Origin of the sequence: Niallia nealsonii, from assembly GCF_002835805.1 — a bacterium.
Taxonomy (GTDB): Bacteria; Bacillota; Bacilli; order Bacillales; family Cytobacillaceae; genus Niallia; species Niallia nealsonii.
The window spans coordinates 88,122-106,663 of record NZ_PISE01000046.1 but is presented as its reverse complement, the minus strand read 5'-3'; the positions used below and the strand labels follow the sequence as shown (position 1 = coordinate 106,663).

Below are 18,542 nucleotides of genomic sequence, written 5' to 3'. Positions count from 1 at the left end.
GAAACGCTTTTTATAATGGATAAAAAAGTAGAATAGTTCTTCAAAAAAAAGTGTTTTGATGAAAGGGTATACAATCCTTTTGTTAAAAGGTTTTTGAGTTTTTAGATAAAAATAATTATTTTGAATATATAAAAAAGTGTGTCAGAAAATATAACAAGTATATTAAAAACATCTTTTCTCTGTGTTAAAGTAGAGGAAACTTCTTGGGGGAGGAATTATGGTGAATAAAAAGAAATTGATTCTTGTTGGAAATGGAATGGCAGGGGTAAGAGCAATTGAAGAAGTATTAAAAATTTCAAAAGATGAGTTTGAGATTACTATCTTTGGAAGTGAGCCACATCCAAATTATAATAGAATTTTATTATCAAAAGTTTTACAAGGAGATACAAAGCTTAGTGATATTACCTTAAATGATTGGGATTGGTATAAAAATAACAATATTACATTACATACTGGTGAAACGGTAACAAATGTAGATACAGAGAACAAAAGAGTTATTACAGATAGTGGAAGAGTAGAAGAATATGATGAATTGATTTTAGCAACAGGTTCCGTGCCATTTATGCTTCCAATTCCTGGGGCAGAAAAAGAAGGGGTAACAGCATTCCGTGATATAAAAGATACAGATATTATGTTAGAAGCTTCACAGAAATATAAAAAAGCTGCAGTTATCGGTGGGGGATTACTCGGATTAGAAGCGGCAAGAGGGTTACTTAATTTAGGAATGGATGTAACAGTTATCCACCTTGCTCCATTTTTAATGGAACGTCAGCTTGATCCAACTGCAGGAAAGCTATTACAGCAAGAATTAGAAAAACAAGGAATGAAATTTTTATTAGAAACACAAACAGAACAATTTTTAGGAGAGGAAAGAGTAGCTGGCTTAAAGTTTAAAGATGGCACTACTCTAGACGCTGATTTAGTAGTAATGGCAGTTGGAATTAAACCAAATATCGAATTAGCAAAAGCGAGCAATATTGCAGTAAATCGTGGAATAATTGTAAATGATTACTTGCAAACAGAAACTCCACATATTTATTCTGTTGGAGAATGTGCAGAACATAGAGGAATACCATACGGATTAGTGGCACCACTTTATGAGCAAGCAAAAGTGTTGGCAAGCCATTTATGCGGGACAGACACAAAACCATATGAAGGATCTGTTTTATCAACACAATTAAAAGTATCTGGTGTAGAAGTATTTTCAGCGGGTGATTTTACTGAAGATTCAGATAAAAAAGCGATTAAAGTATTTGATGAACAAGATGGAGTCTATAAAAAGATTGTCCTTCGCGGAAGTAAAATTGTTGGAGCAGTGCTGTTTGGGGACAGCAAAGAAGGAAATCGTTTGTTCTCGATGATACAAAAAGAAGCGGATATCTCTGATACGGAAAAAATTACGATTTTACAGCCAATTGGGGAAGACGCTGGAGTGAGTTTAGTTGCAAGCATGGGTGCAGATGAAATTATTTGCGGATGCAATGGGGTATCGAAAGGAACCATTGTTGAAGCTATTCAAGGAGGCTGCACTTCTGTTGATGAAATTAAAGCATGTACAAGTGCTTCAAGATCTTGTGGTGGATGTAAAGGGCTTGTTGGAGAATTATTGCAGCACACACTTGGTTCTGATTTTGACGCATCACAGCAAAAAGAAGCAATCTGTAGCTGTACCACTCTTTCAAGAGATGAAGTAGTCGAAGAAATCAAAGCAAAAGGCTTAAAACATACAAGAGAAGTAATGAATGTTCTAGGATGGAAGAGCGAAGAAGGTTGTTCTAAATGCCGTCCAGCACTTAACTATTATTTAGCAATGATTAATCCGATTGAATATAAAGACGAAAGAGATTCTCGTTTTGTAAATGAACGGATGCATGCAAATATCCAAAAAGATGGAACATACTCTGTTGTGCCAAGAATGTATGGTGGTGTAACAAATGCAAATGATTTAAGAACAATTGCAGATGTAGTAGACAAGTATGAAATTCCTTTAGTAAAGTTGACTGGCGGTCAGCGTATTGACTTAATTGGTGTGAAAAAAGAAGATTTGCCGAAAGTGTGGGGCGATTTAGATATGCCTTCAGGATTTGCTTACGGAAAATCATTGCGTACAGTTAAAACATGTGTAGGCGAGCAATTCTGCCGATTTGGCACACAAGATTCTATGGGACTGGGTATTCGTTTAGAACAGAAATTTGAAGGATTGCAAACACCGCATAAAGTGAAAATGGCTGTATCCGCTTGTCCGAGAAGCTGTGCAGAGTCTGGCTTTAAAGATATTGGCTTTATTGGCATTGATGGAGGCTGGGAAATTTATGTTGGCGGAAACGGCGGTACTCATGTACGCGGCGGAGACTTATTATATAAAGTTCAAACAGAAGAAGAAGTAATGGAAGTAACAGCAGCTTATTTACAGTATTACCGCGAAACAGCTAATTATTTAGAAAGAACGTCTGCATGGATTGATCGTGTTGGTTTGGCACATGTCCAATCGATACTGGATGATAAACAAAAGCGCAAAGAATTAACAGCAAGAATGGAAGAGACATTGTCTGTGTACAAAGATCCTTGGAAAGAAATTGTTGAAAGTGAAAAGACGACAAAAGAATTATTTGCAAACGTCGTAATGTCTTAATCCTATCCATACATCAAAAGGGGGAAAATACTATGGTAAATAAAGAATTAACAAAAATGGTTGTAGGAAAAATAGAAGATCTTCCGAAAAGCTTAGGGAAGACAGTTCGCTATAAGGATAAAGAAATTGCGGTGTTCAGATTATCTGGGGGTTCAATTAGAGCAATTGAAAATCGCTGTCCACATAAAGGCGGGGTTTTAACAGAAGGCATCGTAAGTGGAGACCATGTATTTTGTCCGATGCATGACTGGAAAATATGTTTAGAGGATGGCAAAGTACAAGAACCTGATACAGGATGTGTAAAAACATACAAAACAGCTGTGGAAGGGGATACTGTTTATCTTTTAATAGAAGATTAACAGTATAAACTCCATTAAAACAGTGAATCTATTAATAAATAGCAGTAACGCTAAAACCAAAAAATTCATATCCTTTTTCTATCAATAAAATGATATAGTAAATTTATAACATATGGATTTGGAGGAATAAGCAATTGAAACGACTAGAAGGAAAAAGAATTGCTTTAGCAGGACAACGAAAAGTGGAAGAACTTAGTAAATTAGTAAGCAATTTAGGCGGGATTCCACTATCACGTCCTACACAAGGAACGACTTTTTTAGATGACAGTAATTTGGAAGAAGATATAAAAACATTATTAGCAGGAAATTACGACTGGTTTATTTTTACAACTGGAGTAGGGACAGAAACTTTATATAAAACCGCAGAAAAAATGGGGATGGGAGAGACATTTATTCAAACCATTCAACAGTCTAGAGTTGCGGCAAGAGGATATAAAACGGTTAATATGCTAAAAAAGCTTAACATCACCCCAGATGTACGGGATGATGATGGCAGTACGGTTGGATTAATAAGGTCCTTTGCGCCTTTTGATTTAAAAGAATGTAAAGTAGCATTGCAGCTGCATGGAGATCCTGCGCCGAAATTAATCGAATATTTGCAGGAACAGCAAGCAGAGTTTAAAGAAATTCTTCCATATAAGCATATACCGCCACAAGCAGAAGTGTTGGAGCAGCTTGTAGAAGAAATTTTAACGAATAAAGTAGATGCAGTTAATTTTACTAGTACGCCACAAGCGAGATTTTTATTCTCCTATGCAAGAGAGAAGAAAATATATAATGAATTATTGGAAGCTTTTGAAAATAATGTGGTAGCTGTTGCGGTTGGAAAGGTAACAGCAGCTGCGTTGCGGGATGAGGGTGTAAAGAGGCTAGTGATTCCGAAAGAAGAAAGAATGGGCAGTGCGATTGTAGCGCTTGAACACTTTTATAAAAATGACGCTCAAATTAGTTGATAAGCGGGACTAAAGGATAACGAGCAAAAGGCCAATGCTTTAAGGAATTGAACTCTATTGATTTTTGGTTCATTTAGCTCAAATGAACCAAAAATTGTTTTATTTACTATATTTATTAACACATAACGAAAAAAGAAATTTGCCTGAATGATAGAGAGGATGACTGCAGATGCAAAAGGGAAAAGTTTATTTAGTAGGAGCGGGCCCAGGAGATGGGGATTTAATTACAGTAAAAGGGCTTGAGGCCATCAAACGGGCAGATGTAATTCTTTATGACCGCCTTATTAATCCAACTTTATTAGAACATGCACATGCAGGATGTGAATTTATCTATTGTGGAAAACTTCCACATCGGCATTTTTTAAAACAAGAAGTAATCAATCGTCTATTAGTGGAAAAAGCATTAGAAGGGAAAATCGTTGTCCGTCTTAAAGGCGGGGATCCAAGCATATTTGGGAGAGTGGGAGAAGAGGCGTTATCTGTAAGTGAACATGGTATTGAGTTTGAAATGGTGCCAGGCATCACCTCTGGAATAGCAGCACCTCTTTATGCAGGCATACCTGTGACACATCGGGATTATGCTGGGTCGTTTGCTATTGTAACCGCACATGATAAAACGCCGAATGGGAAACCTGATATTGATTGGCAAGGATTGGTCAATAGCGTCCAAACGATGGCTTTTTATATGGGAGTAAAAAATCTTTATTATATTTGCGAGAATTTAATAAATCACGGCAAATCACCGGATACACCTGTTATTCTTATTCAATGGGGAACATGGGGGAGACAAAAAAGCGTGCAAGGAACATTGGCTACTATCCCGCAGCTTGCAGAGCAGGCGCAGATTACCAATCCAGCCATTACCCTGGTAGGAGAAGTAGTTGCCATAAGAGAAAAAATCAGCTGGTTTGAGAAAAAAGCATTGTTTGGCAGGCAAATAATGCTTGTCAGAACGGGAACAGAAGAAAGTAAATTAGCAAGAGAATTAAAAGAAAAGGGCGCAGATGTAATAGAGTTTCCTAAATGGAAAAAAGAAAAAGCAGCTGTTGATAAAAACACAATAAAAAATATAGACGTGTATGAAAAGATACTCTTTACTTCATCAGAAGCAGTTTATGATTTTTTTGCGATTCTAGCAGAGAATAAAATAGATGTTCGTTCCTTAAGAGGAGTCCTTTATGGGCTATCTAGTAAAACGATAAGAGCGTTAGAATCAAAAGGATTTGCTTCATTTCTTTGTACAGAAATGAAGCAGGAAGGCAAATTGCTTATTGTGGGAGATAACCAAATAAAAGAGGAAGAACCTTTGTATACTGTTCAATATGGAAAATGCGACCTTTTTATTACAAGCAAAAAGACGGCCGATACAAAATTTGAGGATATTATGAAGCGACAGTTAGAGGAAGCACAGCTCGATACTTTATTATTTCCGAGCAGCTATTCAGTCCAAGTTTTTCTAAACGAGGCAAGCAAGTTTGGCTTAGAATCTTTAGTGGATAATGTAAAAAACGTTGTGTCGATGGGGATGAAAACGAAAGAAATGGCTGAAATGTACGGAATACGCACACATAGAATGCCGGAAAAACCTACTGTTGAATCCCTAATTCACTGTTTAGCATCAGAAAAAGAATTAATGAAGATATAAAAATAAGCATCCAATCACCTCGATTGGATGCTTATTTTTTATTGATTGATAGTTTCTGCTTTTGTTTCGACAATGACGATGTTTCCATCTTCTATTTTTGCTGTTAAATCTGTCGCATCTTGTTTGTCTAAAATAAAGTCAGCTAAATGATCTTCAAGATGTTCTTGAATGGCGCGTCTTAATGGACGAGCACCAAAGCTTGGATGTGTTCCTAATGCCACTAGTTTTTCTTTTACATCTTCTGTAATATGAAGCGTAATCTGCTGCTCTTTTACTGTTTCTTTTAACTCTGTTAATAATAAATCAGTTATTTGTAAAAGATGCGGTTTCTCTAAAGACTTAAATTCAATAATTGCATCAAATCGGTTTAAAAACTCCGGTTTAAAGAAACTGCCCAATGACTGCAGTAAATTGCTTTCTTCCATTGCGGCATTTTTTTCAAATCCAACCACAATGTTTTTATGGCCTACTCCTGCATTGCTTGTCATAATGATAACAGAATCTTTAAAGCTGACTGTACGCCCTTGACTGTCTGTTAATCTTCCATCCTCTAAAATTTGCAAGAAAATCGATTGAACATCCGGATGGGCTTTTTCAACTTCATCGAGTAAGATAATGCTGTAAGGATTTCTTCTTACCTTTTCTGTCAGTTGTCCCGCTTCTTCATGTCCTACATATCCTGGAGGAGAACCAATAATTTTTGCAATGCTGTGTTTTTCCATATATTCGCTCATATCTAGGCGAATCATGCTGTCTTTTGTGCCAAATAATTCTTCTGCTAAAGTTTTTGTTAGTTCTGTTTTCCCAACACCAGTCGGTCCAACAAATAGGAAGCTCCCAATAGGTCTATTTTTTGCTTTTAAACCAGCGCGGCTTCGTTTAATTGCTTTGGAGACTTTTATAACTGCCTCATTTTGGCCAATGACTTTTGCCGCAAGATGTTCTGCTAAATTTTTCATTTTCTGCTGTTCATCCTGCTGTAATTTACCCACTGGAATCCCTGTTTTCTTTTCAATTAATTCTTGAATTAAAGTGCTGTTAACAACTGGTTTATCTTCTGTATTAGGATTGTTTAAAGCCTTTTCTAGCTGCTGTTCTTCTTTGCGCAGTAATGCCGCGTGCTCATAATTTTCTTCTTTTAAAGCCGCTTCTTTTTCTTTGGCAATGTTTGCTAATCTATTTTCAATTTTTTCTGTATTGGTGTAATTAGATGCAAGATTCATTTTTGAGCCCGCTTCATCCAATAAATCAATGGCTTTATCTGGCAAGAATCGGTCTTGGATATAACGATGAGAAAGCTCTACACAAGCCGCTATTGCTTCCTCTGTATAAGTGACTTCATGGAATTTTTCATATTTATCTTTAATGCCATTTAAGATAGCAATTGCAGATGATATAGATGGCTCTGCAACCTGGATAGGCTGGAATCTGCGCTCTAAGGCCGCATCCTTTTCGATTTGACGATATTCCTTTAACGTAGTTGCTCCAATGATATGAAGTTCTCCGCGGGCTAAAGCAGGTTTTAAAATATTTCCTGCATCCATAGACCCTTCTGCAGATCCTGCCCCCACAAGCTGATGGATTTCATCGATAAATACAATGACATTTTTTCTTTCTTGAATTTCTTGGATAATTTGTTTCATTCTTTCTTCAAATTGTCCGCGAATACCTGTGTTTGTTACAAGTGATGCTACATCTAATAAATAGATTTCTTTATTCTTTAATTTTTTTGGTACAGAGCCTTCCACAATTTTTAATGCTAACCCTTCAGCAATAGCCGTTTTTCCGACACCAGGCTCACCAATTAAAACAGGATTATTTTTATTTCTTCTATTTAGTATTTCAATAACTCGTTCTATTTCATTTTCTCTACCTATTACAGGATCTATTAATCCAGCATTAGCTAGATGGTTTAAATTTTTGCCGTAATTATCTAAAATGCCTTTATTAGTGGAAGGAGCTTGGTTAGCTGACTTCATTGCCCCTGATGGATTTTGATTAAATGACTTGAATATCTCATCAAAAGGGGAGGGTTGGAAAAACATGCCGTTAGAATTAGATGTCATTTTTTGTTTTTCTTTTTGATAACAACTATGGCAAATGTTCAATTGATGACTTTCATTGTTTGTAAAGAATTGTAGACTCACGTTTGCGTTGTTTTCTTGACAAATTTGACATTTCATAAATAGTTCCTCCTTTTGAGTTTGATCAATTTTGACCTTTATGATGTTATTATACTTTGACCTTTTTCGATCTTCAACCTTTTTGCTTGTGGAAAATTGTAGAATTATTGGGAAGAAAAACGAACTTCCCTGAAATCTTTGTTCTATTATGTAAAAAAAATCAGAATTAATCAACAAAAAAGCTCGTCTTTGTTTGTCCTCTCCAACATATAGTTAAAAGAAGGAGGGACTGAAGTGAAAAATAAATGGAGCGCAGCCTTTCAATTAGCCGCTGTATACGTTGGAACAGTCGTTGGTGCCGGTTTTGCTACAGGAAAAGAAATAGTAGAATTTTTTTCTCAGTTTGGCTTTATCGGACTCATTGGCATTTTAATCAGCGGCGTTATCTTTAGTTATTTTGGATCAAAATTAATGAGAATTTCTGTAAAAATAAAAGCAAAATCTTATCAAGAGTTCACTATTTTTTTATTTGGAAGATGGATGGGGACATTGATTAATATCATTATGCTTATTATGCTGATTGGTGTTTGTGCAGTCATGCTGTCTGGTGCTGGGGCAGTTTTTGAAGAACAACTAGGTTTTTCTAAAGCAACTGGCGTTATTTTCACAATCATTTTATCGATCCTTGTGATGACGGTAGGCATGAAAGGATTATTTGCTGTTAATACATTTGTCGTGCCTATCATGATTAGTTTTAGTTTTATTTTGTTTTTCTACACTGTACAAATGCCTGATTTTGTTTCCCATATACTGATCGATAAAAATAGTAGTTTGAAGGCTTTTGCTTCTCCATTTTCTTATACAGCGCTAAATTTATCGTTGGCTATTGCTGTATTAGTACCTGCCGCATCTGAAATAGGGGATGAAGATACAGTGAAATGGGGTGGGATTTTAGGTGGATTTGCCTTAATGCTTATTTTAATTTCCAGTCATTTTACTCTTATTATGCTAGAGGATGTCGATCGTTACGCGATACCTATGGCGACTATTATGAGGACACTTGCTCCAAATCTTTCTTGGATTTATATTCTAGTGATTTATGGAGAAATATTCACATCTGTTATTGGCAATGTTTATGGATTAGAACGGCAATTAAGAGGATATATTAGACTTCCGAGTATTTTTATTATTGCCTTTATTTTTTTTATTTCGTATGCAATCAGCTTTATACACTATGGAACGTTGCTTTCTTGGTTGTATCCATTATTTGGATATATCAGTTTAGTTTTTCTTCTGCTATTAATGGTAAAGCCTATTCCGGAAACTTAAGTCTTAACTATACATAAAAAAAACAGACAAAAGAAGAGAAGCACCCTAAAGAAAGAAATGTAAGATGCTTCTCTTTCATGTATTTTAGTTAATGAGTGCTTGCAGTGGTGAAGGGATACGTCCGCCTCGGTCAATTAATTTAGCTGAACTAAAAGGGTTTACTCCCATAACTGGAGCACGTCCTAATAATCCGCCAAATTCAACCATTTCGCCTTCAGTTCTTCCTGGAACAGGAATAACACGTACAGCGGTTGTTTTTTTATTAATCATGCCGATTGCTGCTTCATCAGCTATTATAGCAGACAAAGTTGCAGCTGTTACATCACCAGTCAGGGCAATCATATCAAGCCCAACAGAGCATACACATGTCATTGCTTCTAATTTTGATAAAGTTAAGCTGTTATCTGTTATGCCACGAATCATGCCATTGTCTTCACTTACAGGAATAAAGGCACCGCTTAAACCACCAACATAAGAACTAGCCATCGCTCCTCCTTTTTTGACAGCATCATTCATTAGGGCAAGTGCAGCAATTGTACCGTGTGTTCCAACACGCTCTAAGCCGATTTCTTCTAAAATCTCTGCAACACTGTCATTAATGGCGTTTGTTGGAGCAAGAGAAAGATCCATAATTCCAAAAGGAACTTCTAGCCTCTCCGCAACAACGCGGCCGATTAATTCGCCTGCACGAGTAATTTTAAAGGTTGTTTTTTTGATGATATCAGAAACTTCTCCTAGATCTGCTTCTGGGTATTTTTTTAGTGCATTTAAGACAACTCCAGGACCGCTCACTCCGACATTAATGACAACTTCGCCTTCACCGGCACCATGAAATGCCCCAGCCATAAAAGGGTTATCTTCAACAGGGTTGCAGAAAACAACAAGTTTAGCACAAGCCAATCCATTGGTATCTTTTGTTTTTTCTGCTGCTTCTTTAATAATGATTCCCATTTGTTTAACTGCATCCATATTAATACCAGTTCTTGTTGTCGCAACAGAAACAGAAGCACAAACTCTATCTGTAACTGTTAACGCTTCTGGCAATGCATCTAAAAGGGTTTGGTCTGCTTTTGATATGCCTTTATGAACAAGCGCAGAATATCCCCCAATAAAGTCAACATTTAAATCCTTTGCTGCTTTATCTAAAGTTTTTGCCAATTCGATTGCTTGTTCGACTGTCGCATGTCCTAGAATTTCTGCAATTGGTGTAATCGATATGCGTTTATTGATGATGGGAATTCCGTATTCTTTTTCAACGGCTTCTGCTACAGCTGTTAAATTGTTTGCATATGTAGTAATTTTTTTATAGACGGCAGCATTCATTTTATGGAAATCAGAATCTGCGCAATCATATAAACTAATTCCCATGGTAACAGTCCGGATATCAAGGTTTTCCATTTGAACCATGTTTATGGTTTCCATCATTTCGTTTAATGCTATCTTCATTTAATATCCTCCTTTCTTATACGCGGTGCATAGATTGAAAAATTTCTTCTAGCTGAATATTGATCTTTAATTGAAGTTCACTGCCAAGTGTGTCAAATTGACTGCGCAATTCATCTAAATTTCCATTATTTGTAATGTCTACAAGCATCATCATTGTAAAAAAATCTTGCAGTATAGTTTGGCTAATATCGAGAATATTAATATTATTTTGAGAAATTACAGTTGTTACTTTGCTGATGATACCAACTTGATCTTTTCCGATTACACTTACAACTGCACGACGCTGCTGCATAAAAGTCACCTCATTTAAATTTCTTTTTTGGCTAAAAACTTTATTAGAATAGCATTATGTTTAACCAAACCGAGTATAATTATTTGTTATAAGATCATATAAGTACATGAGTTTGCAAATGGATGTGTTTACTATAAAACAATGGACATGAAAAAAGATTGGAGCATCTCCAATCTTCTAGGCAGGGCAACATCCAGAATAACAAACCATTACAAATTAGTATGTATATGTTACTCTTCTGTCCTTTTACCTGAGATTGTGAATCCTTCGGTGCCGACTTTGCGGTCTCTCCAGAAGCGGCTCCTGTCATAGTTTTATCCACAACAATCATCGCTAAAACTTTATATATGAAATATAAAGTGATGTTATCAGTTTTTCTTGATATGGTCAATAATAAAAGAAAAACAATTTAAAAAAGTGAAAAAATAAGAGGGGTTAGAAAAGGAATAAAAGAGGATAAAAAAACAGCAAATGGTTCATTCTAATAAAAACAGAAAGGGGGATGAATGATGTCTAAATCACAGAGAGAGCAAGAGAGGGAATGGACTGTGCGTAAGCAAAAGCAAAAACCTCATGGGAAAGTAAAAACAAAAAAAGAACTTGCGGAAGAATAGCTATTGTAAAAGCTTTCCTAATAGTCTTTTTATTAGAACAATAAAAAGAAAGAGGAACATTAGAAGCGGGGAATTTTTCATCCCCGCCAAATATCAGATAATCTTTTATAGTTGTTTTTAAATGTTTCACGCTGCAAATTAGGATGGACGAAAATCAGTCCATATTTTATCCAACAATAAAGAGAAAAGCGTTTACATTCAATTATTTTAAAGAGAAATATTTCTGTTTTTTTGGAGCATTATTTAATAACTGTATAGTTTTTATGATTGACAACTGTTCTTTGCTCTAATTCAAGATCACGATAATTGTCCATATAGGTTAAATCGACAATTACAGAATTTTCATTAACCTTTTCTACAATACCTTGTAATCCTCTAAACTCAATTATATTTCCAACCTCGGCTCTTTTCACTTGCTTTCCACTCCTTACATTCAAATTGTATATAAATTCTGTATTTATAGTTTGCACTATAAGAATTTATTCGTAAAGAAATATGAATTGCTTGCAATCTCAGTAACAATTAAAATATGTATATACTATGATAATATGATACATTTGGTGCACCTATGCTGATTACTGAATAGTATGAATTAACAAAAGAAACTTTTTTACTAAAATGATATTAAGGTTAATTATACCATAAGATGACAGTTGAATTTCTTCTGAAAGGTCGACAATTATCAACAATATTCTACACGAAAGCCAGGAGGTATTTTATATGGAGGCGAAAGATATCCACTTTTTGCTAGAAAAATTAAAAAATGGAGAAGTAGAACAAATTACAATAAAAAAGGAGGAATTCCTGCAATTTCGCAAACAACTTATTGAAAGAAGTGACTTTAAATATTTTAGAGGAATTGCCTTAAGAGGTGGAGATGTGGCATATACTTATTTATCGACACCAAGAAGCTAAATGGCCGTTGCAATAAAACCATCATCATGAAGAATGGGAAGTTTCATTCTTCATGGATTTTAAAATATTTAACTGCCATCTTTTAAGAAAAATAATGGCTAAAACTTTTAGTGGAGGGCTTGCAGAACATGCAGATGCTTTAAAGTAATAGCTTAGTTGTCTTTTAATCGAGCTTTTGCATATTCTTTTAGCTCTTCAATAATTTCTTCTTGTTTTTCTTGAGCATTTTGAGCTTGATAGCCATATATATATTGATTTAATTGTTTTTTCTTCCAAGTAATATTGCCTGGAATGGAAATTTTTTTGTTTTTGATAGAAAAGGTAATATAAAAAAGAATACGGTCATCATTTACTGGTAAATCTAAATGGGAAGCAAATTTTATACCATTTGGACTAATATCTCTAATAGTTGCTTTTCCTATATTAAAAGTTGTTTCATCATCTAATTTTTTTAAAGTAAGCTCTCCGTCAATTGGATCTGGGAATGAATAGCGAAATGGCTCTTCCCGTTTATACTTCATATCTTTTCACCACGGCTTTTTATTTTGTTATTAAAAGGCTGAATAAACCAAATCATTTAGTTGTTTTACATACGTGCGACTTGTTAAAAGTTTAGCCGAGTTTCGAAGTTGTCTCTTTTAAATATATGACAACTTCGTTAAATATAAAATGATTATTTTTCATTGAAAAAGATTTTTTGATTGTCTCCTAAAGAAAGAAATGCTATTCTTTTTTTGAGATGTTATTAAGATAAACTTAAAAACCTACATAATAGTTTTAAATTCCCTACATTATTTCGGGGAATAAGAAGAAAATATAATAGTCAAATGAAAAGATTTGATAGAGAAGCTAAATATAGGACATAAATTAAAAATAAACGGCAGTTTACAAGGGTATTTGATTAATTATATAGTATTTAGTGGTTAGAATAAATCTTGACTAGTATATAAGGGGATTTAAGTTTAGCTGTTAAGATTACGCAATACATCTTATTTAATTTTTTATAAAAGGAGTTTGATTTACTAATGATAGTAAAAGAATTTAAAGTTATAGCAGATACAGGAATTCATGCTCGCCCAGCAACACTTTTGGTACAAGCCGCAAGCAAATTTGATTCTGAAATCCAATTGGAATATAAAGGAAAGAAAGTGAACCTTAAATCTATTATGGGTGTAATGTCATTAGGTATTGGACAAGGGGCAGATATTTCAATTAGTGCTGAGGGCAACGATGAGCAGGATGCAATTAATGGTTTAGCAGAAACTTTAAAAACAGAAGGCTTGGCAGAATAATGAGTTTCTTACAAGGAATCGCAGCATCCAGTGGAATTGCTATTGCAAAAGCATATCGTCTAGTAGAACCAAACCTTTCATTTGAAAAAACAACAATTGATAATGCTGAAAATGAAATCAATCGTTTTCAAGAAGCATTAAACAAATCAAAAGGTGAGTTAGACGCTATCCGCGAAAAAGCAAACAAGGAGCTTGGTGCGGATAAAGCCGCTATTTTTGAAGCCCATTTATTAGTATTAAGTGATCCTGAACTAATTGCACCTATTGAAGACAAAATTAAAACAGAATCTGTGAATGCAGAAGTTGCATTAAAAGAAACTACTGATATGTTTATTACTATGTTTGAGTCAATGGATAATGAATATATGAGAGAACGTGCAGCGGATATTCGCGACGTTACAAAACGTGTGCTTGCCCATTTATTAGGCGTGCATTTAGCAAATCCAAGCATGATTTCTGAAGAAGTGATAGTAGTGGCAGAGGACTTAACTCCATCTGATACTGCTCAATTAAATCGTGAGTTTGTTAAAGGTTTTACAACAGATATTGGCGGAAGAACATCACATTCAGCAATCATGGCTCGTTCATTAGAAATTCCTGCTGTTGTTGGAACAAAAAAAGCAACAGAAGAAATCCAAAATGGCGATTTAGTTATTGTTGATGGATTAAAAGGTGAAATTCACATTAACCCAACACCAGAAGTAGTGGCAAGCTATGAAAAAACAGCTGCACAATATGAAGAGCAAAAAGCGGAATGGGCTAAACTTGCAAACGAAAAAACAGTTAGCGCTGACGGAGTTCATGTTGAATTAGCAGCAAATATTGGTACACCAAATGATTTAGAAGGTGTTATTAATAATGGCGGAGAAGCTGTTGGGCTATACCGTACAGAATTCTTATATATGGGAAGAGATCAACTTCCAACAGAAGATGAGCAATTCGAATCTTATAAAGCTGTTCTTGAAGGTATGAAAGGGAAACCAGTAGTTGTTCGTACATTGGATATCGGTGGAGATAAAGAACTTCCATATTTAGACTTGCCAAAAGAAATGAACCCATTCCTTGGTTTCCGTGCAATTCGTTTATGTTTAGAGGAGCAGGATATTTTCCGTACACAATTAAGAGCATTGCTTCGTGCAAGCTCATACGGTAATTTAAAAATCATGTTCCCAATGATTGCGACATTAAATGAATTCCGTGCTGCAAAAGCGCTTTTAGAAGAAGAAAAAGCAAATTTAATTGCAAACGGAACAAAAGTAGCAGATAAGATTGAACTTGGAATTATGGTAGAGATTCCTTCAACAGCAGTTCTTGCAGATCAATTTGCTAAAGAAGTAGACTTCTTTAGTATTGGAACAAATGATTTGATTCAATACACAATGGCTGCAGACCGTATGAATGAAAGAGTATCTTATTTATACCAACCATACAATCCTTCTATTTTACGTTTGATTAAAATGGTTATTGATGCTGCACATAAAGAAGGCAAATGGGCTGGAATGTGTGGAGAAATGGCTGGAGACGAAACAGCAATTCCATTGTTGTTAGGTTTAGGATTAGATGAATTCTCTATGAGTGCTACATCTATCTTAAAAGCAAGAGCTCAAATCTTACATCTTTCTAAAACAGAAATGGAAGAGTTAGCAGAAAAAGCATTACAAATGTCTACTACAGAAGAAGTAATGGAAGCTGTTAAAGCTGCTGCAAAACTTTCATAAAAATAGTACAAATAATGTTTATTTATAATAAAAAAGGGTAAAAATATAACAAGCATAGGCACTTATCAATTTTTAAAGTTGCCTTAGAGCTATTCTCATTTTCCCCTTTTTGAACGACTGATTTTAGATAATCAGTCGTTTTTTTTTTTTTTTTGAGGGAAATTATTCCTTTTTAAGATTAATTCGTTTATGGAATGTTCATATTCATAGAAGATGAATCATGCTATCATTAATTAGAATACATAAAAAGAAACAAATATTACTATTAGGGAGTGTGAAGTAATATGGTGTCACAAGAAAATAGTATAATTGGATTTGTCGGTACAGGAGTTATGGGAAACAGCATGGCAAAAAATTTGCTTGCAAAAGGATATCGAGTTTTTGTTTACAATAGAACAAAAACAAAAGCAGAAGAATTGCTTTCTTTAGGTGCAAAATGGGCTGATACGCCAAAAGAAGTTGCAGAAAAAGCAACTATTATTATTACGATTGTTGGGTATCCATCTGATGTAGAAGAAATTTATCTTGGAGAAAACGGTATTTTATTTCATGCTAAAAAAGGCAGTTATACGATTGATATGACAACTTCTACACCAAGTTTAGCAAAAAAACTGTTTGAAGAAGGAAAAAAGCGTGGTATTTACGTAGTAGATGCACCTGTTTCTGGTGGAGATATTGGAGCTAGAGAGGGGAAATTATCCATCATGGTTGGTGGGGAAGAAGCTGCTTTTCAAGCATTAGCGCCAGTTTTTGAAGTATTAGGTACAAATATTGTGTATCAGGGAGAATCAGGTGCAGGTCAACATACAAAAATGTGTAATCAAATAGCAATTGCATCTAATATGATCGGTGTTTGTGAAGCGATTGTTTATGCTGAGAAGGCAGGCTTAAATCCAGATACCGTACTAAAAAGTATTTCTACAGGGGCTGCAGGCAGTTTCTCTTTGAGTAATCTTGCTCCTCGTATGATTAAAGGGGACTTTGAGCCTGGGTTTTATATTAAGCATTTTATAAAAGATATGCGTATTGCTCTTGAAGAAGCAAAATTCATGGGAATGAATGCACCTGGTTTACAGCTTGCAGAGAATTTATACAGTAGACTTTCAAAACTCGGAGAAGATGAAAGCGGCACGCAAGCACTTTATAAATATTATCAACACTATAGCAATTCGGCTATATAAGCCGAATTAAAAAAGGAGAAGCAGTGAGATTTGTCTACTGCTTCTCTTTTTTTGGTATGAGACTAACAGAAAAGGTTGTTTATTACATAAAAATTTTCTTTTTTTGCCTCGGTAAAAGCTCTATCAGTGTAAATGAGCAGTCTGGAGAAAAAGAACGTAATTAATTAAAGTAAAAATCGATGGAAATTCAGTAGCCGTAATCCCAATCAATTTCATCTTGACAAAAATAGGACAATTTTGCAGCTTGTAAAAGAATCGGTTGTTTATTTTTTACAGTCTGCAATAATTGATAGTCTGTTATATCGATGTTTTCTAAAAATGTAACAGATGAATCTTCATGAAAAAGAATAGCTGTGCCTGTCATTGTTTTTCCCCTCTCTTTATTTAATATGGTGTAGAGCATTCTCTCCCTAGTTAATGGGAGGGAAAACACTTGTTGATTAGAAATGTTGCTTTATATATGTATCGTATTCTGCTTGCGTAAAAACGTCTAGATGATTGTTATATAATTCACAAAATAGTAATTAATTTAAAAAAAAGTAATTAAAAACTTACATATTATGAAAATAACAGAAATTTAGTAGAAGCTAATACTTTGAATGAAGAGGAAAAAAGCTTCTTTTGTAAGTTCACATGAAGAGGAAAGGAATTGAATAATATAAATAAATGGAGTGAAAATATTAAGAAGAACAAAGGAGAAATGATGATGGAAGAGCAGCTAAATAAAAAGAACAATAAAAAAGGATTAGCTCTATATTTTTCTTTGCCTGTATTATCTTGGGCTCTATATGATGCAGCAAATACAATTTTTTCCTCTAATATTAACACCATTTTTTTTCCGCTTTATTTACAAGAGACGATTGGTTCAAATGAAGTGCAAACTCAACTGGCAAGTACGTTTATTTCTTATGCTAATGCAATAGCTAGCTTTCTATTAGTTATATTTTCTCCCTTATTTGGTGTAATGATGGATCGTACTGGAAAAAAGAAGAAATATATTATTGTATTTACGCTGTTTGCAGTGTTTTGTACTGCTGGGATGGGAGTGATAGCAAAAAACAGTAATTTTTCTACAACAATTTTATCAATGCCCCTGTCTTTATTACTAGTTATTATTTTATTTGTATTGGCTAAATTTTTTTATCATTCTAGTTTAGTATTTTACGATAATAGCATTTCCGATTTAGGAACAAAAGAGCAGATTCCAGTTATCTCAGGATTTGGTGTTGCAGTAGGGTATTTAGGGACCTTAATTGGATTAATTGTCTATTTATTTGTGGAAGACGGCAAATTCCATCAAGCTTTTCTTCCTACTGCTTTTTTATTTTTCCTTTTTTCCTTGCCTTTGTTTTTCTTTATGAAAGAAGCACCAACCAAAAAGCAAACGTCATTCTCCTTTTTTTCTGGATATAAGGATATTTACGAAACCTTTAAACAAATCAAAACTTATAGGAAGATTTTTCTTTTTATGATAGCCTACTTCTTCTTAAATGATGCGATTGCAACAACGATAGCTATGATGGCAGTATATGCAAAAGCAGTTGTTGGATTTAGTACAGATAAATTTATTTTTCTTTATTTAGTTTCTACCGTTTCGAGTATTATTGGCTCCTTTGTATTTGGGTATATTACAAAATATAAAGGAGCTTACTTGTCTGTTAAATATGTTGGTGTGTTACTAATAGTTGCATTAGTTATGGCAACCTTTGCTTTTAGCGAGTATTTGTTTTGGATTGCAGGAAGCTTGTTTGGAATAGCCTTAGGGAGTATGTGGGTTACTACTAGAGCTTATATTGTGGAAATAACGCCAGAGAAAAAAAGAGGGCAGTTTTTCGGCTTATTTGCTTTTTCAGGAAAAGTTTCTTCGGTAGTAGGCCCTTTTTTATATGGTACAGTAACACTCCTTTTTGCAGATTTAGGTGCACTTGCTAGCAGAATAGCTTTAGGTTCTCTTATTTTATTAACTGTTATTGGCTTATATATACATTCTTTAATTAAGGAATAGTGAGTAATTAGTTGAATGTTCTTGTAATTTCCTTGAAT

The 18,542-nt window shown here is 34.6% G+C and carries 17 protein-coding genes and 1 riboswitch; of the genes, 11 read left to right on the top strand and 6 right to left on the bottom strand.

The genetic code is table 11. The annotated features are described in order from the left end of the window. Positions 1–220 precede the first annotated feature (220 nt). The 4 genes from nirB to cobA all read left to right on the top strand — a co-directional run bounded on the left by nirB (position 221) and on the right by cobA (position 5,589). Entirely contained in the window at positions 221–2,632 is a 2,412-nt protein-coding gene (nirB, locus tag CWS01_RS18895) for a nitrite reductase large subunit NirB (protein ID WP_101178765.1), read from the top strand. A 32-nt stretch (positions 2,633–2,664) separates the two neighbouring features. After that, positions 2,665–2,991: a nitrite reductase small subunit NirD gene (nirD, locus tag CWS01_RS18890; protein ID WP_101178756.1), complete on the top strand. Its 327-nt coding sequence runs from the start codon at positions 2,665–2,667 to the stop codon at positions 2,989–2,991. A gap of 134 nt (positions 2,992–3,125) precedes the next feature. Then, complete coding sequence (locus CWS01_RS18885) at positions 3,126–3,944, top strand: uroporphyrinogen-III synthase (protein ID WP_101178755.1); 819 nt, start codon at positions 3,126–3,128, stop codon at positions 3,942–3,944. Between the two features lie 169 nt (positions 3,945–4,113). After that, the gene (gene cobA / locus CWS01_RS18880; protein ID WP_193603796.1) at positions 4,114–5,589 is read left to right on the top strand and encodes a uroporphyrinogen-III C-methyltransferase; all 1,476 of its coding nucleotides are present in this window, start codon (positions 4,114–4,116) and stop codon (positions 5,587–5,589) included. A gap of 38 nt (positions 5,590–5,627) precedes the next feature. Here the strand turns inward: cobA and CWS01_RS18875 are convergent, their stop codons facing one another. Beyond that, a complete protein-coding gene (locus CWS01_RS18875) occupies positions 5,628–7,772 on the bottom strand; it encodes an ATP-dependent Clp protease ATP-binding subunit (protein WP_101178753.1) in 2,145 nt (714 codons plus the stop codon). A 234-nt stretch (positions 7,773–8,006) separates the two neighbouring features. Between CWS01_RS18875 and CWS01_RS18870 the strand changes: the two genes are divergently transcribed. Then, positions 8,007–9,041 (top strand): YkvI family membrane protein, encoded by a 1,035-nt coding sequence (locus CWS01_RS18870; protein WP_101178752.1) that lies wholly within the window; start codon positions 8,007–8,009, stop codon positions 9,039–9,041. An 84-nt stretch (positions 9,042–9,125) separates the two neighbouring features. Here the strand turns inward: CWS01_RS18870 and CWS01_RS18865 are convergent, their stop codons facing one another. Then, positions 9,126–10,487, bottom strand: a complete 1,362-nt coding sequence (locus CWS01_RS18865) for a PFL family protein (RefSeq protein ID WP_101178751.1) — start codon at positions 10,485–10,487, stop codon at positions 9,126–9,128. 16 nt (positions 10,488–10,503) lie between these two features. Further along, positions 10,504–10,779 (bottom strand): ACT domain-containing protein, encoded by a 276-nt coding sequence (locus tag CWS01_RS18860; RefSeq protein WP_101178750.1) that lies wholly within the window; start codon positions 10,777–10,779, stop codon positions 10,504–10,506. Between the two features lie 228 nt (positions 10,780–11,007). Next, positions 11,008–11,083: riboswitch (glycine riboswitch) on the bottom strand. Between the two features lie 205 nt (positions 11,084–11,288). On the opposite strand from CWS01_RS18860, the gene CWS01_RS23060 reads away from it, so the two are divergent. After that, positions 11,289–11,393 (top strand): DUF6254 family protein, encoded by a 105-nt coding sequence (locus tag CWS01_RS23060; RefSeq protein WP_235852114.1) that lies wholly within the window; start codon positions 11,289–11,291, stop codon positions 11,391–11,393. A 239-nt stretch (positions 11,394–11,632) separates the two neighbouring features. Here the strand turns inward: CWS01_RS23060 and CWS01_RS18855 are convergent, their stop codons facing one another. Then, positions 11,633–11,806, bottom strand: a complete 174-nt coding sequence (locus CWS01_RS18855) for a YkvS family protein (protein ID WP_101178749.1) — start codon at positions 11,804–11,806, stop codon at positions 11,633–11,635. A gap of 307 nt (positions 11,807–12,113) precedes the next feature. Between CWS01_RS18855 and CWS01_RS18850 the strand changes: the two genes are divergently transcribed. Then, positions 12,114–12,308 carry a hypothetical protein gene (locus tag CWS01_RS18850; protein ID WP_101178748.1) on the top strand — a complete coding sequence of 65 codons (195 nt, stop codon included), beginning with the start codon at positions 12,114–12,116 and terminating at the stop codon, positions 12,306–12,308. Positions 12,309–12,460: 152 nt separating this feature from the next. Here the strand turns inward: CWS01_RS18850 and CWS01_RS18845 are convergent, their stop codons facing one another. Further along, on the bottom strand, positions 12,461–12,829 hold the full coding sequence (locus tag CWS01_RS18845; RefSeq protein ID WP_101178747.1) for a PilZ domain-containing protein: 369 nt from the start codon (positions 12,827–12,829) through the stop codon (positions 12,461–12,463). A 504-nt stretch (positions 12,830–13,333) separates the two neighbouring features. Between CWS01_RS18845 and CWS01_RS18840 the strand changes: the two genes are divergently transcribed. From CWS01_RS18840 to CWS01_RS18830, 3 genes are all read left to right on the top strand, one after another. Then, positions 13,334–13,600, top strand: a complete 267-nt coding sequence (locus tag CWS01_RS18840) for a phosphocarrier protein HPr (protein ID WP_101178746.1) — start codon at positions 13,334–13,336, stop codon at positions 13,598–13,600. Further along, entirely contained in the window at positions 13,600–15,318 is a 1,719-nt protein-coding gene (gene ptsP, locus CWS01_RS18835; RefSeq protein ID WP_101178745.1) for a phosphoenolpyruvate--protein phosphotransferase, read from the top strand. Before CWS01_RS18840 ends, ptsP begins: the two co-directional genes overlap by 1 nt. 284 nt (positions 15,319–15,602) lie before the next feature. Next, a complete protein-coding gene (locus CWS01_RS18830; protein ID WP_101178744.1) occupies positions 15,603–16,499 on the top strand; it encodes an NAD(P)-dependent oxidoreductase in 897 nt (298 codons plus the stop codon). A gap of 187 nt (positions 16,500–16,686) precedes the next feature. Here CWS01_RS18830 and CWS01_RS22525 read toward each other — a convergent pair whose 3' ends face one another. Then, positions 16,687–16,863 (bottom strand): hypothetical protein, encoded by a 177-nt coding sequence (locus CWS01_RS22525; RefSeq protein ID WP_157827703.1) that lies wholly within the window; start codon positions 16,861–16,863, stop codon positions 16,687–16,689. 342 nt (positions 16,864–17,205) lie between these two features. Between CWS01_RS22525 and CWS01_RS18825 the strand changes: the two genes are divergently transcribed. Next, positions 17,206–18,504: an MFS transporter gene (locus CWS01_RS18825; RefSeq protein ID WP_407938585.1), complete on the top strand. Its 1,299-nt coding sequence runs from the start codon at positions 17,206–17,208 to the stop codon at positions 18,502–18,504. Positions 18,505–18,542: the final 38 nt, after the last annotated feature.

Coding starts and splice junctions, on each gene's coding strand:
- nirD (WP_101178756.1), top strand. CDS start 2,665: ATGGTAAATAAAGAATTAACAAAAATGGTTGTAGGAAAAATAGAAGAT.
- cobA (WP_193603796.1), top strand. CDS start 4,114: ATGCAAAAGGGAAAAGTTTATTTAGTAGGAGCGGGCCCAGGAGATGGG.
- CWS01_RS18875 (WP_101178753.1), bottom strand. CDS start 7,772: ATGAAATGTCAAATTTGTCAAGAAAACAACGCAAACGTGAGTCTACAA.
- CWS01_RS18865 (WP_101178751.1), bottom strand. CDS start 10,487: ATGAAGATAGCATTAAACGAAATGATGGAAACCATAAACATGGTTCAA.
- CWS01_RS18860 (WP_101178750.1), bottom strand. CDS start 10,779: ATGCAGCAGCGTCGTGCAGTTGTAAGTGTAATCGGAAAAGATCAAGTT.
- CWS01_RS23060 (WP_235852114.1), top strand. CDS start 11,289: ATGTCTAAATCACAGAGAGAGCAAGAGAGGGAATGGACTGTGCGTAAG.
- CWS01_RS18850 (WP_101178748.1), top strand. CDS start 12,114: ATGGAGGCGAAAGATATCCACTTTTTGCTAGAAAAATTAAAAAATGGA.
- CWS01_RS18845 (WP_101178747.1), bottom strand. CDS start 12,829: ATGAAGTATAAACGGGAAGAGCCATTTCGCTATTCATTCCCAGATCCA.
- CWS01_RS18840 (WP_101178746.1), top strand. CDS start 13,334: ATGATAGTAAAAGAATTTAAAGTTATAGCAGATACAGGAATTCATGCT.
- ptsP (WP_101178745.1), top strand. CDS start 13,600: ATGAGTTTCTTACAAGGAATCGCAGCATCCAGTGGAATTGCTATTGCA.
- CWS01_RS18830 (WP_101178744.1), top strand. CDS start 15,603: ATGGTGTCACAAGAAAATAGTATAATTGGATTTGTCGGTACAGGAGTT.
- CWS01_RS22525 (WP_157827703.1), bottom strand. CDS start 16,863: ATGACAGGCACAGCTATTCTTTTTCATGAAGATTCATCTGTTACATTT.
- CWS01_RS18825 (WP_407938585.1), top strand. CDS start 17,206: ATGGAAGAGCAGCTAAATAAAAAGAACAATAAAAAAGGATTAGCTCTA.